The 260-nt window shown below is 39.2% G+C and carries 1 protein-coding gene; it reads left to right on the top strand.

Annotated elements, in window-relative coordinates; genetic code table 11:
* Window positions 1–260: hypothetical protein (locus SB764_RS41875; RefSeq protein WP_410867019.1), on the top strand; the 260-nt coding region annotated here is incomplete at both ends.

Raw genomic sequence — 260 nt, 5'->3', positions numbered from 1 at the left:
GGAAGAATAGCTAAAGGGCTTAAAGTAACAGGTAGAGTTCTAGGAGTAGCAGGTGTTGGTCTTGCCGCCTATGATATTTCCCAGAATGGAGTTAATATCTCTAATAGTCTGGATATTACTATGTCAGTGTTAGCTTTGACTCCAAGTGGTGTTGGGCAAGGTATAGCTGCTACTTATTTTATTGCCAATGGACTTTCTGTTTGGTTTACTGGGCAAGATATAGGACAACATATACAAGGGGCAATAGATGATTATAATAC

The organism is Paraburkholderia sp. SIMBA_027, assembly GCF_046535315.1.
Classification (GTDB): domain Bacteria; phylum Pseudomonadota; class Gammaproteobacteria; order Burkholderiales; family Burkholderiaceae; genus Paraburkholderia; species Paraburkholderia tropica.
The sequence above is the reverse complement of the archived record's forward strand: the minus strand, read 5'-3'. Positions and strand labels throughout refer to the sequence as shown.